The sequence below is a fragment of the Pseudomonas sp. NFPP28 genome, from assembly GCF_900115535.1.
Taxonomy (GTDB): domain Bacteria; phylum Pseudomonadota; class Gammaproteobacteria; order Pseudomonadales; family Pseudomonadaceae; genus Aquipseudomonas; species Aquipseudomonas extremorientalis.
On the sequence record NZ_FOWT01000006.1, the window covers coordinates 1 to 16,780 of the forward strand.

Consider the following 16,780-nt stretch of genomic DNA (forward strand, 5'->3'; position numbering starts at 1 on the left):
TTGACTACTCTAACGAGCATCAGATTGCGGTGTGTGAAGACGAAAATGAACCGAAAGTTCGACGTTCACAAAACACCGAAAGCTGTCACATACCCAATTTGCTGAAGCGAGGCCCAGGCCGCGACTCAGTACCCGAATTTCTTGACGACCATAGAGCATTGGAACCACCTGATCCCATCCCGAACTCAGTAGTGAAACGATGCATCGCCGATGGTAGTGTGGGGTTTCGCCATGTGAGAGTAGGTCATCGTCAAGATTAAATTCCAGAACCCCTGATTGCTAACGCAGTCAGGGGTTTTGTTTTGGGCGGTCGGAAAGACAGCTAACATCCCAATTCGGCCAACAACTGCCCACAGTGCTAAAGTCGCACCCTCGATTTTGCCTTTCCCAAGGAAGCCGTTATGCCGGATGCGACGTCCCTCAGTGCTGGATTCATGGTGGTTCACGGCAACCGCCTGGACGAACTTCGCAGCCTGGTGGTCAGTTGGATGCGCCGGTACCCCTTGGCTCCCTTGGAAAACGAAATCGCCCTGGTACAAAGCAACGGTATCGCCCAGTGGCTCAAGTTGGCTCTGGCCGAAGACCCGGAAGACGACGACATGGGCGGTTGCGGCATCGCGGCGGCAATCGATGTGCAGCTCCCTGGCAGTTTCATGTGGCAGCTCTATCGTATGGTTCTGGGCCGTGACGAAATCCCGCCCAAATCCCTGCTCGATAAAGCCCCACTGACCTGGCGCCTGATGCGCTTGCTTCCGGAGCTTATCGATCAGCCGCACTTCGAACCGCTGCAGCGCTTCCTCACCCACGACACCGACTTGCGTAAACGCTACCAACTCGCCGAGCGCCTGGCTGATCTGTTCGACCAATACCAGGTCTACCGTGCCGACTGGCTGGAAGATTGGGCCGCCGGCCGCCACCAATTGCGTAACGGTCGAGGTGAATCCAAACCCCTTAACCCAGCCAACTGCTGGCAAGCCGAACTATGGCGCGCGCTGCTATTGGATGTTGGTGAAGAAGGCATGGCCGAAAGCCGCGCCGGCGTTCACCAACGTTTTATCGAGCGCATCAATACACTGGAAAAAGCGCCCGAGGGCCTGCCATCCCGCGTCATCGTTTTTGGCATCTCCTCGTTGCCCGCCCAGGCGCTGGAGGCCCTCGCCGGCCTCGCGCGCTTCAGCCAAGTCCTGCTCTGTGTGCACAACCCTTGCCGCCACCATTGGTCCGACATCGTCGCCGACAAAGACCTGCTGCGTAACGAATACAAGCGTCAGGCGCGTAAAGCGGGCATGCCGGTCACCATCGACCCACAAACCCTGCACCAGCACGCCCACCCGTTACTGGCGGCCTGGGGCAAGCAAGGTCGTGACTACATCAGCTTGCTGGACAGCTACGACGACCCCAACAGCTACCGCGCCGCTTTCCGCGACGGCCGCATCGACCTGTTCAGCGACAGCGAGCCGACAACACTGCTCAATCAACTCCAGGACGATATCCTCGAACTGCGCCCACTCAATGAAACCCGCGAACTATGGCCCGCTGTGGATCTGGAGCGTGATACCTCAATCCGCTTCCACATCGCCCACAGCGCCCAACGCGAAGTGGAAATCCTCCACGACCAACTGCTCCAACGCTTCAGCGCCGACCCCACGCTGCGCCCCCGGGATATCATCGTCATGGTCCCTGACGTCGACAGCTACGCGCCGCACATCCGCGCCGTGTTCGGGCAGCTCGAGCGCAATGACCCACGCTTCATCCCGTTCACCCTGACCGACCAAGGCCAACGCGGCCGCGACCCTCTGCTGATCGCTGTCGAACACCTGCTGAAACTCCCCGACAGCCGCTTTCCCGTCAGCGAAATTCTAGACCTGCTTGACGTTCCAGCCTTGCGCGAACGCTTTGCCATCAAGGAGCGCGACCTGCCCACGTTGCACCGCTGGATAGAAGGCGCCGGCATCCGCTGGGGGCTCAACGCCGAACAACGTGCCGACCTCGGCCTGCCAACAGGGCTGGAACAAAACAGTTGGCGTTTCGGCCTGCGCCGCATGTTGCTTGGTTACGCCGTAGGCACAGGTGCAGCGTGTGACGGTATCGAGCCCTATGACGAAATCGGTGGACTCGACGCTGTCCTGATCGGCCCCCTGGTCGCCGTGCTCGACGCACTCAACGATGCGCATCAAGCCCTGTCTCAACCCGCTCCCGCGAAGGAGTGGGGCGAACGCCTGCAACGCTTGATGCAATTGTTTTTCTTGCCGAGTAGCGAACACGACGACTACCTGCTGGGCCAACTCGAACAACTCAGAGAAGCGTGGCTGGAAACCTGCGAGTCCGTCGGCCTTAACGACGACTTACCTCTCACCGTAGTCCGTGAAGCCTGGCTAGCGGGTTTGGACCAAGGGCGCCTGTCCCAACGCTTCCTCGCCGGGGCTGTCAATTTCTGCACCCTGATGCCTATGCGTGCGATCCCTTTCAAGCTGGTGTGCCTGCTCGGTATGAACGATGGTGACTACCCGCGCGCGCAGCCCCCGTTGGACTTCGACCTGATGGGCAGTGACTACCGCCCCGGCGACCGTTCACGCCGCGAAGACGACCGCTACTTGCTGCTCGAGGCGCTGCTTTCAGCCCGCGACCAGCTCTATATCAGTTGGGTCGGCCGCAGCATCCGCGACAACAGCGATCGCCCGGCCTCGGTGTTAATCGGCCAACTGCGTGACCATCTGGCCAGTGGCTGGCACTGCGCTGACAGTGACGAGCCGCTGATCGAAGCCATGACCCAGGAGCATCCGCTGCAACCGTTCAGCGCTCGCTACTTCCATGAGGGCGATTCGCTGTTCAGCTATGCGCGCGAATGGCAGTTGCTCCACGAAGCATCCGATACCACCCCGACAGAACACGACCTGGCGCCCCATCAACAGGACGAGCCCCTGACCCTCGGCCAGCTACAAGACTTCCTGCGCAACCCCGTCAAACACTTCTTCAGCCAACGCCTGAAAGTATTCTTCGAGGCCGCCGAAGTACCGCTGGCCGACGAAGAACCCTTCGTGCTCGACGCGCTGCAACGCTACAGCCTGAGCGATAGTCTGCTCAGTGCAGCACTCACCGAACCCGATCACTTCGACCAGGCGTTGAACGCCCAGGCTTTGCGCCTGCAAAGCAGTGGCCTGTTGCCGATGGTGGGTTTCGGCGAGTGCCTTCGCAACGAACTGATCGAGCCATTGCCCGATCTGCTGCGACGCTACCAACAATTATTGGCCCTCTGGCCCACCCCGCACCCCGGCGCCGAACCGATCAGTTTTGAGCATCGCGGCATTCAGTTGGAAGGTTGGATCAGCGGGCTGCATAGACGCAGTGATGGTGGGTTGCTCAGCGTCACCACCATCCCTAACAGCATCGGCTCGATCAAGACCCGCAAGTGGCATCGCCTGATTCGGCCCTGGGTCAATCACGTGGTTGCCTGCGCTTGCGGTCTGCCGTTAAGCACCGGCTTGGTGGCCAGTGATGACACACTGCTGCTGCCACCGCTGGATCAAGCCAATGCCCAGGAAATTCTCTGCAACTTGCTGCTCGCCTGGCACACCGGGATGAGCAAACCGTTGCCCATCGCCGTCAAGACCGCGTTTGCCTGGCTCGGCCAAACTGACCCGGCCAAGGCCGAAGTGGCCGCGGGTAAAGCCTACGAGGGTGACGGGCTCAATAACGAAGGCGAGCGCCGCGAAACCCCAGCGCTCACCCGGCAATTCCCGGACTACGCCACACTTATTGCCAGCGAAGAATTCGAAGGTTGGTGCGAAACCCTTTATCGCCCCCTGCTCAACGCCCCCTGGCGATCACTCACAAGCGAGGAGGCCGGCGCATGAACCACAAACCCTTGGCCCTGGCCTTCCCGCTCAACGGCAGCCAGCTGATTGAAGCCAGCGCCGGCACCGGCAAAACCTTCACTATCTCCGCCCTTTATCTGCGCCTTGTCCTCGGTCACGGTAGTGAAGGGTCTGGCTTTGGCCGCGAACTGCTACCGCCTCAAATCCTGGTGGTGACCTTTACCGACGCCGCCACCAAAGAGCTGCGTGAACGCATCCGTATCCGTCTGGCCGAAGCCGCACGCTTTTTCCGCACAGAAATTGAACAGCCCGACGCCCTTATCGCTGATCTGCGTGACGAATATCCCGCCGACCAATGGCCGGCCTGCGCCAACCGGCTGGACATCGCTGCGCAATGGATGGACGAAGCCGCCGTTTCGACCATCCACAGTTGGTGCCAGCGTATGCTGCGCGAGCACGCCTTCGACAGTGGCAGCTTGTTCACCCAGACTCTGGAAACCGACCACAGCGATCTGCTCGGCGAGGTGCTGCGCGACTACTGGCGGCTGTTCTGCTACCCGATGCATGACGATGCGCTCAATTGGGTGCGCAATAACTGGGGCGGGCCTGCTGCGTTGATGCCGCGAGTCCGTGCGCTGTTCGGCAGCGAACGGCCCGTCGGAGAGACCCGCGAGCCCGCCGAGCTGATCGACGCCTGCCTCCAAGAACGCCGTGAAGCGCTGATGCAACTCAAGGCACCGTGGCAGCAGTGGGCCGCCGAGCTACGTGATATCTGCCTGCAAGCCGTGGCGGCCAAGGCCGTCGATGGCCGCAAGATGCAAGCCCGCTACTTCGAGCCCTGGTTCGAGAAGATCAGCGCGTGGGCTGCTGACGACACCCTCGAACAACTCGATATCGGCACCGGTTTCACTCGCCTGACACCCGACGGCATGGCCGAAGCCTGGAAGGGCGAGCCGCCGCAGCATCCCGGTATCGATGCCATGGCCGGCCTCAAGGCTGCCCTGGATGCCTTGCCGACGCCCGACGCCGCCGTGTTGCAACACGCGGCCGGTTGGGTCGGCAAACGCTTCGAAGAGGAAAAGCGTCGACGCGCCGAAATGGGTTTCGACGACATGCTCATCCGCCTCAATGCCGCCCTGCAATCCGAGGGAGGCGAGCGTCTGGCGAGCGTGATCCGCGAGCAGTTCCCGGTGGCGTTGATCGACGAGTTCCAGGACACCGACCCGGTGCAATACAGCATCTTCGACAGCATCTACCGCATTGAAGAAAACCACCTCGACAGCGGCCTGTTCCTGATCGGCGACCCCAAGCAGGCGATCTACGCCTTCCGTGGCGCCGACATCTACACCTACTTGCGCGCCCGCCAGTCCACCACCGGCCGCCATCACACCTTGGGTACCAACTTCCGCTCCAGCCATGCGATGGTCGAGGCGGTGAACCATGTGTTCCAGCGTGCGGAAACGGGCCGGGGTGCGTTCCTGTTCCGCGAGCCGGATGGCAAAAACCCCGTACCGTTCCACTCGGTGCTGTCCCAAGGCCGCAAGGAACACTTGCAGGTCGATGGGCAAACGTTGCCGGCATTGAACCTCTGGCACTTGCCCACCGACCAGCCGATTTCCAACGTGCTGTATCGTCAGCAGCTGGCGGCGGCCTGTGCCACGCACATTGTTGAATTGCTCAACGGCGGCCAGCAGGGCAGGGCCGGTTTCCTGCAACCGGACGCGAGCTTCAAAGGCGTGCTGCCGTCAGATATTGCCATCCTGGTGCGCGAGGGCAAGGAAGCCCAGGCGGTACGCACCGAATTGGCCGCCCGTGGTGTGCGCAGCGTTTACCTGTCCGACAAGGACTCGGTGTTCGCCGCCCAGGAAGCCCACGACCTGCTGGCCTGGCTCAAGGCCTGCGCCGAGCCGGACGTGGAGCGCCCTCTGCGTGCCGCCTTGGCCTGCGTCACCCTGAACCTGTCTTTACCGGAACTGGAGCGTCTGAACCAGGACGAACTCGCGTGGGAAAGCCGCGTCATGCAGTTCCGTGGTTACCGCGCAATCTGGCGCACCCAAGGCGTGCTGCCGATGCTGCGGCGCCTGCTGCACGACTTCAAACTGCCGCAAACCCTGATCGCGCGCAGTGATGGCGAGCGTGTGCTGACCAACCTGCTGCACCTCAGCGAACTGCTGCAACAAGCGGCCTCGGAACTGGACGGCGAACAAGCGCTGATCCGCCACCTGGCCGAACACCTGGCGCTCTCGGGCCAGGCGGGTGAAGAACAGATCCTGCGCCTGGAAAGTGATGAGCAACTGGTCAAGGTCGTGACCATCCACAAATCCAAAGGCCTGGAATACGACCTGGTTTTCCTGCCGTTCATCTGCTCGGCCAAACCGGTGGACGGCAGCCGCTTGCCGCTGCACTACCACGATGAACACGGCAAATCCCAGGTCAGCCTGCGCCCAACGCCCGAGCTGATCGCCCAGGCCGACAACGAGCGCCTCGCCGAAGACCTGCGCCTGTTCTACGTCGCCCTGACCCGCGCCAAACATGCGTGTTGGCTGGGCGTTGCCGATCTCAAGCGCGGCAACAGCAACAGCTCCGTACTGCACCTTTCGGCACTGGGCTATTTGCTTGGCGCAGGCGCATCGCTGGGAGAGTCCGCCGGTTTGGCGCGCTGGCTCTTGGACCTTCAAGAAGGTTGCACGGCAATCAACTACGCCCAAGTGCCCGAAGCGCAAGACATCCTCTTCCACCCACCGCGCAACCAAGCCACGCTGCGCGCGCCCCTGCTGCCCAAGCGCAAGGCGGCGGAAAACTGGTGGATTGCCTCCTACAGCGCCTTGCGCATCGGCGACAGCATGAGCGCTGCCACGCTCGAAGCGCCGGAGAGCCCACAGGCCCAAAAGCTGTTCGATGACGAACGCCTCGACCCCGACGCACCCCGCGAAGTGGCGGCGTCCGGCGGTGACATTCACCGCTTCCCACGTGGGCCCAACCCCGGGACCTTTCTCCACGGGCTGCTGGAGTGGGCCGGGGAGGAGGGCTTCAACGTCACACCCGAGGCGATCGAAAAAGCCGTGGGCGCCCGCTGCAATCGGCGCAACTGGGAGGGCTGGATCACCACCCTCGGCAGTTGGCTCGGCCACCTGCTGCAAACACCATTGCCGGTGGAAAACGGTCACGTTTCCCTCAGCCGGTTGCAGCAGTACCAGATTGAAATGGAGTTCTGGTTCGCCAGCCACAAAGTCGACGTACTCGCCCTCGACAAACTGGTGTGCCAATACACCCATAACGGCGTCTCCCGCGTCGCTGCCGAACCGGTGCTGCTCAACGGCATGTTCAAGGGCTTTATCGATTTGACCTTCGAACACGACGGACGCTATTACGTCGCCGATTACAAATCCAACTGGCTTGGCCCCGACGATTCGGCCTACACCCCGGACGCCATGGAACAGTCGATCCTCGAGCATCGGTACGACCTGCAATACGTACTTTACCTGCTGGCCCTGCACCGCCAACTCAAGGCGCGCCTGCCGGACTACGACTACGACCGCCATATCGGCGGTGCGCTGTACATTTTCCTGCGTGGTACGCAGTCCGCGAGCCAGGGGGCGTATTTCACCCGGCCGCCACGAGAGCTGATCGAAGGCCTGGACCTGCTGTTCCAGGGCAAGCCGATCCCGCCCAGGGTTGAGCCCGCCTGGGAACAAGGAGTGTTGTTATGAGCCTGTCGCCATTACCGCTGGAGGAGCTGTCACCCCTCAGCCGCGCCGCCGACCTGGTGCAATTGCTGGCGCGTTGGGTGGAGCGTGGCTGGTTGCGTGCCCTGGACAAAGCCTTCGTCGGCTTCCTGCACGAGCTCGATCCACAGGCTGACCCGCTGGTGCTGCTGGCCGCCGCGCTGACCAGCCATCAATTGGGTCATGGTCACGTCTGCCTCGATTTGTTCGAAACCCTCAAGGCGCCCGATTTCGCCCTGTCGCTGCCGCCTGAAGGCGACCTGCAAACCGGCGCCATGCTGCTGCCATCGCAGTTGCTCGACGGCCTCGACGGCGCCCACTGGTGCCACGCGCTCGCCGCCAGCCATCTGGTCGCCCTGGCCGTCGATGGCAGCGAGCCCGCCCAAAGCCGTCCGTTGGTCCTATCCGGCAAACGCCTGTATCTGCGCCGCTACTGGACCTACGAGCGGCGCATCGATACCGCCTTGCGTCTAAGGCTCGCCACCCAGGAAAACGTCGCCGCCGATCTGCCGCAGCGCCTGAGTCGTTTGTTTGACCAACCGCCGCCCGACGGCGTGATCGACTGGCAAAAACTCGCCTGTGCCTTGGCCACTCGCGGCGCATTCAGCATCGTCACCGGCGGCCCTGGCACTGGCAAGACCACCACCGTGGTGCGCCTGCTCGCGCTGTTACAGGCGCCCGCCGTGGAAGCCGGCAGTCCGTTGCGCATTCGCCTGGCCGCACCGACCGGCAAGGCTGCCGCACGCCTCACCGAGTCCATCAGCCAGCAAGTGCTGTCGCTGAAAGTGCCGGACAACGTGAAGGAAAAAATCCCGACCCAGGTCACCACTGTCCACCGCCTGCTGGGCAGTCGCCCGGGCACGCGGCACTTCCGGCATCACATTGGCAACCCATTGCCCCTGGATGTGTTGGTCGTGGACGAAGCCTCGATGATCGACCTGGAAATGATGGCCAACCTGCTCGACGCCTTGCCGCCCCATGCACGCCTGGTGCTGCTGGGCGACAAGGACCAACTCGCGTCGGTAGAGGCGGGTGCAGTGCTCGGTGACTTGTGTCGCGACGCCGAAGCCGGCTTCTACAGCACCGAGACCCGCCAATGGTTGCAAGCGGTCAGCGGCGAAGACCTCAGTGCCAGCGGCCTGCAGGAAGACCCCGACGCCAGCCACCCATTGGCCCAACAAGTGGTGATGCTGCGTTACTCGCGGCGTTTCGGCGAGGGCAGTGGCATCGGCCAACTGGCGCGTTGGGTCAACCAGCAAAATGCCGAAGAGGCGCGCAAGCTGCTGGCGGCGCGCAGTCACGATGATCTGTTCTGCGTCAGCCTGAAGGGCGAGCACGACCACGCCCTGGAGCGTCTGGTGCTGGACGGGCAGGGTGATGGCGCCCACGGTTATCGCTATTACCTCAACCTGCTGCACAGCGCCCGCCCGTCACTTGATACCCCACGGGAAAGCGACGCCTGGACCCACTGGGCGCAACAACTGCTGCAGGCCTTCGATGCGTTCCAACTGCTCTGCGCGGTACGCAAAGGCCCCTGGGGCGTGGAAGGCCTGAACCTGCGCATCACTGCTGCCCTGCGCAAGGTACGTTTGATCGAAGGCGACGAGCAATGGTACGAAGGCCGCCCGGTGCTGATGACCCGCAACGATTACGGTCTTGGTCTGATGAACGGCGATATCGGCATCGCCCTCAAATTGCCCGAAAGCGACGGCGGCCCCCAGGTGTTGCGCGTGGCCTTCCCACGCAACGATGGCCAGGGCGGTGTGCGATTTGTGCTGCCTAGCCGTCTGAATGATGTGGAAACTGTTTACGCCATGACCGTGCACAAATCCCAGGGCTCCGAGTTCACCCACACCGCATTGATCCTGCCGGATGCGTTGAACCCCGTGCTCACCAAAGAATTGATCTATACCGGCATCACGCGGGCCAAGCGCTGGTTCAGCCTGATCGAGCCCCGAGGTGGTGTGTTTGAAGAGGCGGTCAGGCGCAAGGTCAAGCGCTTGAGTGGGCTGATGCTGGAATTGGGCCACGAACCGGAAAAAACTGACTGACAGGTCATGCCATTTTTCTGATTCAGTCGACTGATTTTTCTGGAAAAATAGCGGCCCCCGTGAAGACCTACTCTTCGCGGGGTTTTGCGCCGCTGTGCTATCGTTGCGGCATCATCTAAAAAACACCTGAGAGAATCGCTGCATGAACGTGGCTGTCTCGCCCACAGAGCGCAGTTTGAGCTGGAGACGCATGCTGCTGGTGGCGTTGCTGTGCGTACTCGCGCCGCGCGCCTTCGCCCAAGCGCCCGACCCCGCTGATCTTGCCGCCCAGCGCGCCCAAGCGGTCACTCAGGTGGTACTCGGTATCCTCAGTTATGCGCGCTGGCCGGTCGAGCCTGCGCAATTGCGCCTGTGCGTCGTCGGCCCGACCCAATACACCGACGACCTGATCAAAGGCACCACCCAGGCCACCGGTCGTCCGGTGGTGGTGCAGCGCCTGCTGGCCAACCATCCCGATATCGTCAACGCGTGCGATGCGGTGTACATCGGCAAACTGAGTGCCGATGAGCGTAGCCAGTTGTTTACCTCGTTGATCGGTCACCCGGTGCTGAGCATCAGCGAAGGCGGCGACCAGTGCACCGTGGGCAGCCTGTTCTGCCTGCGGGTGAGTGATGAGCAAGTGTCCTTCGAGGTCAACCTCGACTCCGTGGCGCGCAGCGGCGTGCGCATTCACCCCAGCGTGCTGCAGTTGTCCCGTCGGCGAGCGCCTGCGCCATGACTGTCACCAAAATGCGACCTACCCTGCGCTCGGTCATCGGCAGGGGGCACCTGATCCTGGCTCTGGTGGCGGTGACCCTGGCCAGCATCTCGCTGACCCTGCTGGGTGTGCTGGCGCTGCGGGTGTATGCCGAACACAACCTGCACCTGATCGCGCGCTCCATCAACTACACCGTGGAAGCGGCAGTGGTGTTCAACGACAGCGCGGCAGCCACTGAAGCGCTCAGCCTGATCGCCTCCACCGAAGAAGTGGCCCAGGCCGAAGTCTTCGACGCCAATGGCAAGTTGCTGGCGCAGTGGATACGTCCGGATACCGGCATGCTCTCGCGAGTTGAACTGGAGCTGGCGCACACCCTGCTCGAACAACCCATCAGCCAGCCTATCCTCCACCAAGGGCGAGTCATCGGCAGCACTCACCTCACCGGTCACGGCGGTAGCCTGCTGCGTTTCCTGCTCAGTGGCCTGGCCGGGATCCTCATCTGTACCGCGCTCAGCGCATGGATCGCTCTGCACCTGGCGCGACGCTTATTGCGCGGTATCACCGGCCCACTGCAAAGCCTCGCCGCCGTGGCCCACGCCGCCCGCAGCGAACGCGACTTCGATCGCCGTGTGCCGCCGGCGCGAATCGCCGAGTTGGACAGCCTGGGCAGCGACTTCAACGCTTTGCTCGGCGAGATGGAAGCCTGGCAAAACCATCTGCAAAGCGAAAACGAATCCCTCGCCCACCAGGCCAATCACGACAGCCTCACCGGCCTGCCTAACCGTGCGTACTTCGAAGGCCGTCTGATCCGTGCCCTGCGCAGTGCGGCCAAGGCCAAGGAACAACTGGCGGTGCTCTACCTCGACAGCGACCGTTTCAAAGAGATTAACGACAGCTTTGGCCACGCCGCCGGCGATGCCGTTCTCGTAGCGGTGGCCGAGCGCGTGCGTGCGCAACTGCGTGAGGATGACCTGGTCGCGCGCCTGGGCGGTGACGAGTTCGCCATCCTGCTGGCGCCGCTGCACAAGGTGGAAGACGCCGAGCGCATCGCCGACAAAATCATCGCCAGCATGGACCTGCCGATTCCGGTGCCCGGCAACACCCAGGTGTTGACCTCACTCAGTATCGGTATCGCCATCTACCCTGATCATGGCGCCACACCCGGCACCTTGCTCAATGCCGCCGACGCGGCGATGTACCAGGCCAAGCGTTTGTCCTCGGGCGGCCAGCAAACGGCGGAGTCGGAGAATTCCGTCGTCAACGTTCAACACAGGAGTTGACCCCTTGTTCACGACCGCGCGTTTCATGTTTATCACCTTGCTGGTGGCCCTGCTCGCCCTTGGCGGCTGCCAGACCGCTCCACCCAAAGGCCTCACCCCGGCACAAGTCGCGGTCCTCAAGCAGCAAGGCTTCGAACTGACCGACGAAGGCTGGGCCTTCGGCCTGTCCGGTAAAGTGCTGTTTGGCAGCGACGTCGAGACGCTCAACCAACCCAGCACCGACATCGTCCAACGCATCGGCAAGGCCCTGCTGGGTGTCGGCATCGAACGCGTGCGCGTTGATGGCCACACCGACGCTTCCGGCAAGGAAACCTACAACCAGCAACTGTCCCTGCGCCGCGCGAAAAGCGTGGCGGCGGTGTTGACCGGTGTGGGCATGAAAGAAGAAAACATCCAACTGCGCGGGTTGGGCAGCAGCGAGCCGGTGGCCTCCAACGATACGGCGGCAGGGCGCACGGAGAATCGGCGGGTGTCGATTGTGGTGATTGCGGACTGAACCCGTCCCGCCAATCTCAATGTGAAACCCAATCAACTGTGGGAGCTGGCTTGCCGGCGATAGCGGTGTCTCAGTAGCGGATGTACTGGCTGACACACAGCCATCGCCGGCAAGCCAGCTCCCACAGTTGGTTTGGCGGTGTGCATGAAACAGCGTTTGCTAAGTAACTTCTACGTAGGAAAGCTCTGCCATGACGAATTTTGATGGCTAGGTTGACGAGGTTTCGCTTTTTCGCAAACGGTGGGCTTAGTTAAATGAACGCTCCAACTAACCACCGTAAAGGATTGCGATGAACATAAACGTCAGTGATTTCCGGCAAGCAGTTTCCAAAGTTAGATATTTCAAAATGTGCCTTCGATGAACTTTTGAGCGCAAGAGAGTTGCTAGCATCTGAAAGTCAGGGGGCTCGATTCGATACCAAGGCTGCCTACATCAATTCTCTACAATCATCCGTCTTGAGTGAGGAGCTAGATAGAATCCGAACCATGATCGACCATGAATGCCATGTCTTGATTCTTGATGGTTTTAAGGTCGAGAAACTTGAAACCTTTAAATCACTGATATGGACATTTGGTTCGCTACTCGGCGTACCCATGGTACAGAATCATCTGGGTCACAAGGTGATTGAGGTTTATGACAGAGGCGTTAAGAGTAACGAGGAGGGGGCTAGATACCATCAAACCCGTCAAGGTGCGTACGTACACAACGATGGAGTGAGCGATCCGCTACCTATCGATTACTTGATCCTGGCTTGCGGACAGCCAGCGCTTTTGGGCGGCGAGAGCATCCTGATTGATGCAAGCGCGGTATATGCGGAGCTGATGGCGTTTCCGGAAATATTGGAAGAGCTTAAATGCAACTTCTTTTTTGAAAACCGCGGTATGTCAGATGAAGAGCAGCTTTTCAAGGCGCCCATTCTGAGTTTTTCCAATGAAGGCATTCCACTGATCAGATACTTTCGGGTCTACATTGAATCCGCCCACATCAAGGTGCGAGTACCGTTAACGGTGGCTCAATGTCAAGCGCTGGACTTTCTGGATACTGTTCTCGATCAGTCATCCGTTCAGCATCGAGTGTTGCTGGAACCAGGGCAGGTACTTATTTCGGCCGATAATAAGTTTCTTCATACTCGCACGCACTTCATTGACAGGAATACGCCACGTTGTGCGATAGATGATGCTGAGTCTTTGAGCGATCTAAATCGCTACATGCTAAGGATGTGGTTGCGTAAACAATGACACCTCGATGCCCATAGCGTACATCCTCTACTATCCGCCATAAGCCGAGCCCCATGGACAACTCCGATATCGCGATCACGCTGGTCTTGATCTCAGCCTTCATGCACGCCACCTGGAACGCTGTCGTCCGCGCCGGCAGCAGTCGCTTCATGACCTTGGCCATGGTGGATGGCACCGCCCTGGTGATATGCCTTTTGGCGTTGCCGTTTGTCAGCGTGCCGAGCCTGGAGGTGTGGGGCTACATCCTCGTCTCCGTGGGACTCAATACGGTCTATCGGCTATTTCTGATCAAAGCCTACGAAGCGGGAGATTTCGGGCAGGTGTACCCGGTGATGCGTGGGATACCGCCGGTACTGGTCGCGTTATTTTCCTACTTTCTGTTGCATGAGCAGTTATCACGCGAGGCGCTGGCGGGTGTGGTGTTGATTTGTGTTGGCATTATCAGCCTGACCTTTGTGCGCAGGATGACGGCGCAGATGCTCAAGCCGATCCTGATGGCGGTGTGTGCCGGGGCGTTTATCGCGGCTTACACGGTGGTGGACGCCAAAGGCGTGAGAGCCAGTGAAACGGTGTTGCAATACATCATCTACCTGACGGTATTCCAGAGCATTCCGATTCCGGTGCTGGCGTTTTCCAGGGAGCGTTTGGCCTTGATGCGAGCGATACGTGGGCATTGGCGAGTCGGCCTGTTGGGCGGTGTTTTTTACCTGGCGTCTTACGGATTGGTGTTGTTTGCGTTGTCGCTGGACGCGGTGGCCAAGGTCTCAGCGCTGCGGGAAACCAGTGTTATTATCGGCGCCATTGTTGCCGCGCTGTTCTTTCACGAACAGTTCGGTTGGCGACGGATGCTGTCGGCATTCGTCATTGTTTGCGGGATCATCTTGATCAAAGTGAGCACCTGATGGCCCAGCGTCCGCCTCCCACTCCGATGCTTCAAGCGTTCGTCAGCGCTGCGCAATCCGGTAGCTTTGCGCGTGCGGCGTCGCAGCTTAACCTCACCGCCAGCGCCATCAGCCATCAAATTGCAGGCCTGGAGGAATGGTGGGGCGTGCAGTTGTTTGAGCGGCATTCGCGCGGCGTCAAGCTGACGTCCGCAGGGCAGGCTTTGTTGCCGGTCACCGACGGATTTTTCAAGGCGCTGGATGGGGTCTTGCATTCACTCAACCCCGCAAAGTCCCGTCCGCTGTACCTCTCATGCACGTCCTCGCTCTGTTCGACATGGCTGATCCCCAGGATGCACGGCTCTCACACTGAGGCTTCGTTCAACCTTGACCTGGTGTTGACCAGCGCCGACATCAACAGCACCAGTCTGGAAGCGCATCAATACGATGTCGCGGTGGTGATGGGGTATGGCGATTACCCGGATCATCATGTTGAACTGCTGATGCGTGACGCGGTGTTCCCCGTTTGCTCGCCGGAATTTCTAAGGCCGAAGGGGGATATTGCGCCGGAGGATGTCGCCCAATACCCGCTGATTCATAGGGTGGACGATCAGGTGTGTCCGGGGTGGGAAAGCTGGTTTGCGTTTCAGGGCCTGCCGACGCTGCCTTATCACCATGGGCCGCGCTTTCCGGATTCGAGCCTGGCGATCAGTCTGGCGGTAAAGGGCGCAGGGATTGCGCTGGGCAGGACTGCGTTGGTGTATGACCAATTGGAAAACGGTGCATTGGTTGCGTTGAAAAGCCCCGTGATGATGTCCCCAGCGGCCTACTACATCATTTGTCGAAATGGGCGGCAGTCAGAGCCGGATATTGCGCGTCTGATTGAATGGCTCAAAACCCGTGCGGGTGAGTTCCTGCGCGAAGTTCGGGCTCGGTATCCACAAATAGCCGGGACTACCGCCGTTTAAATGTTGGGAGGAGCAGGGCTCCTCCCGCATTCGAACGGTGTTCGCTTAACGGCCCGGTGTCATCGCTTGCGTGAGGTCATCGACCACGGCTTTGCCCATCTCACACAGGTAATGCGCGGCCCACGCGTATTGCTCGCCGCGTACATCCATGGCGGCTTCCATCGCGAGTTTCTTGGAGTAGAACAGCAGGGTGGAGGCGTGCTCCAGCGCTTCCTCAATGGGCATGCCGGCGTTGACGCGGAACAGGGGTTTTTCGTTTTCGCCGTAGTCGCCGAAGGTGACGACGCCGAGGGTGGTGATGGAGGAGAGCGGTGGATCGGGGACGATTTTAGTCATGATCTATACCTGGGAGTTTAGGGAGCCACCCACTCATGTCGCTAAACATGAAAGGGTGGCAGCTGTACGCAGGTTAGCGAACCGGACCCAGGACCCGGCAGACCCGAAGGTCTCCCACGCACAGCCGCCATAACACGACAACGACAAGCATGAAGCGCTTGACGTTGGAGGCTGTGTCCGGGTTCGGGTCGCTAAACCCGTTCGCTGATGTCAGCGAAGTACGGAGGCTAATGACTCGAACCCTAAGGCACAATAGGCCGGAGATTCTCTAGGAAACGTCCTGCAAATTAAAGCGAATCATCGTTGATGGCCCTTTAATCCGCGAACCTGATCTCCCTGGTCTCCCCCATCAACAGCCCCTGATTCTGCTCCGTCACCTCCCTGATGTAGTCCCACAACAACGTAATCCGCTTCAACTTCCTCAGATCCTCCCGGCAATACATCCAGAACTGGCGAGTGATGGAAATCTGCTCCCCCAGCACCGGTAACAACCGTGGATCCTGCGCCGCCAAAAAACACGGCAGTATCGCCATCGACCGCCCTTGCTGCGCCGCCACGTACTGCGCAATCACGCTGGTGCTGCGCAAACTGGCGCTGGCGCCGGGCACTACGTTTGCCAGGTACAGCAGCTCCGAGCTGAACGCCAAGTCATCCACATAGCTGATAAACGGATGCTCGGCCAAGTCCACTGGTTTGCGGATCGGCGGGTGTTGATCGAGGTATTCCTGGGTCGCGTACAGCTGCAATTTGTAGTCGCACAGTTTGCAGCACACATACGGCCCGTGTTCCGGGCGTTCCAGGGCGATGACGATGTCGGCTTCGCGTTTGGACAGGCTGATGAAGTGCGGCAGGGGCAGGATGTCTACCGAGATGGCCGGGTAGGTGTCGATGAAGTGACTCAGTTGCGGGGTGACGAAGAAGCTGCCGAACCCTTCGGTGCAGCCCATGCGCACGTGGCCGGACAACGCCACGCCGGAGCCGGAGACTTGTTCGCAGGCCATGTGCAGGGTGCTTTCGATGGACTCGGCATAGCCCAGCAAACGCTGGCCCTCGCTGGTGAGTACGAAGCCGTTGGTCCGGGATTTTTCGAACAGCAGGGTGCCGAGGGACACTTCCAGCGAACTGATGCGCCGCGACACGGTGGTGTAGTCCACCGCCAGGCGCTTGGCGGCCACGCTGGCCTTGCGGGTGCGGGCCACTTCGAGGAAAAACTTCAGGTCATCCCAGTTGAGGGAGCCCAGGGACGTGATGTTTTTTTGCATATTGGTCCGGCTTTTATGTGCGTTCTTATTA

General features: G+C 60.5%; 11 protein-coding genes and 1 rRNA gene. 10 read left to right on the top strand and 2 right to left on the bottom strand.

Annotation, left to right across the window (positions count from 1 at the left end; translation table 11 throughout):
* Positions 1-140 precede the first annotated feature (140 nt).
* The 10 genes from rrf (at position 141) to BM110_RS16430 (ending at position 15,151) form a co-directional block, all read left to right on the top strand.
* Positions 141-256, top strand: a 5S ribosomal RNA gene (gene rrf, locus BM110_RS16385).
* Between the two features lie 145 nt (positions 257-401).
* Positions 402-3,854, top strand: a complete 3,453-nt coding sequence (recC, locus tag BM110_RS16390; protein WP_093513836.1) for an exodeoxyribonuclease V subunit gamma — start codon at positions 402-404, stop codon at positions 3,852-3,854.
* Complete coding sequence (recB, locus tag BM110_RS16395) at positions 3,851-7,525, top strand: exodeoxyribonuclease V subunit beta (protein WP_093513837.1); 3,675 nt, start codon at positions 3,851-3,853, stop codon at positions 7,523-7,525. Before recC ends, recB begins: the two co-directional genes overlap by 4 nt.
* Positions 7,522-9,591 (top strand): exodeoxyribonuclease V subunit alpha, encoded by a 2,070-nt coding sequence (recD, locus tag BM110_RS16400; RefSeq protein WP_093513838.1) that lies wholly within the window; start codon positions 7,522-7,524, stop codon positions 9,589-9,591. Before recB ends, recD begins: the two co-directional genes overlap by 4 nt.
* A gap of 142 nt (positions 9,592-9,733) precedes the next feature.
* On the top strand, positions 9,734-10,309 hold the full coding sequence (locus tag BM110_RS16405) for a regulatory sequestration protein YfiR (RefSeq protein ID WP_071489142.1): 576 nt from the start codon (positions 9,734-9,736) through the stop codon (positions 10,307-10,309).
* Entirely contained in the window at positions 10,306-11,568 is a 1,263-nt protein-coding gene (locus tag BM110_RS16410) for a diguanylate cyclase DgcN/YfiN (RefSeq protein ID WP_093513839.1), read from the top strand. Before BM110_RS16405 ends, BM110_RS16410 begins: the two co-directional genes overlap by 4 nt.
* Before the next feature lie 4 nt (positions 11,569-11,572).
* Entirely contained in the window at positions 11,573-12,064 is a 492-nt protein-coding gene (locus BM110_RS16415; RefSeq protein ID WP_071489144.1) for an outer membrane lipoprotein YfiB, read from the top strand.
* A 485-nt stretch (positions 12,065-12,549) separates the two neighbouring features.
* On the top strand, positions 12,550-13,302 hold the full coding sequence (locus BM110_RS16420) for a TauD/TfdA family dioxygenase (protein WP_256575432.1): 753 nt from the start codon (positions 12,550-12,552) through the stop codon (positions 13,300-13,302).
* Between the two features lie 53 nt (positions 13,303-13,355).
* The gene (locus BM110_RS16425) at positions 13,356-14,204 is read left to right on the top strand and encodes an EamA family transporter (protein WP_093513840.1); all 849 of its coding nucleotides are present in this window, start codon (positions 13,356-13,358) and stop codon (positions 14,202-14,204) included.
* Complete coding sequence (locus BM110_RS16430) at positions 14,204-15,151, top strand: LysR substrate-binding domain-containing protein (RefSeq protein ID WP_093513841.1); 948 nt, start codon at positions 14,204-14,206, stop codon at positions 15,149-15,151. Before BM110_RS16425 ends, BM110_RS16430 begins: the two co-directional genes overlap by 1 nt.
* A gap of 45 nt (positions 15,152-15,196) precedes the next feature.
* Here the strand turns inward: BM110_RS16430 and BM110_RS16435 are convergent, their stop codons facing one another.
* Complete coding sequence (locus BM110_RS16435; RefSeq protein WP_025859400.1) at positions 15,197-15,487, bottom strand: DUF3077 domain-containing protein; 291 nt, start codon at positions 15,485-15,487, stop codon at positions 15,197-15,199.
* 314 nt (positions 15,488-15,801) lie between these two features.
* On the bottom strand, positions 15,802-16,749 hold the full coding sequence (locus tag BM110_RS16440; RefSeq protein WP_092249456.1) for a LysR family transcriptional regulator: 948 nt from the start codon (positions 16,747-16,749) through the stop codon (positions 15,802-15,804).
* Between the last annotated feature and the right edge of the window lie 31 nt (positions 16,750-16,780).